The sequence below is a fragment of the Opacimonas viscosa genome (assembly GCF_024199005.1).
Classification (GTDB): Bacteria; Pseudomonadota; Gammaproteobacteria; order Enterobacterales; family Alteromonadaceae; genus Opacimonas; species Opacimonas viscosa.
Window position 1 is genome coordinate 1 of sequence record NZ_JANATA010000267.1, and the last position, 247, is coordinate 247.

At 52.2% G+C, this 247-nt stretch carries 1 protein-coding gene; it reads left to right on the top strand.

What is annotated here, in order from left to right:
- On the top strand, window positions 1-247 hold a 247-nt coding region (locus NLF92_RS13545; RefSeq protein WP_254102786.1), incomplete at both ends, for a response regulator.

Consider the following 247-nt stretch of genomic DNA (forward strand, 5'->3'; position numbering starts at 1 on the left):
GGTCGTTGCTGCAGACAGTGCCGAGCAAGCCATTATGATGCTGGGCCGTCAACCTGTTGATATTGTGGTGAGCGATATCCAAATGGGCGAAATGAATGGCTTGGCCTTGTTGAAAGCAATTAAAGCCAAAGACGCCAATTTGCCGGTACTGTTGATGACGGCCTATGCCACTATCGACGATGCCGTGCAGGCTATGCGCGATGGCGCAACAGACTATCTCTCCAAGCCATTCGCGCCGGAAGTATTG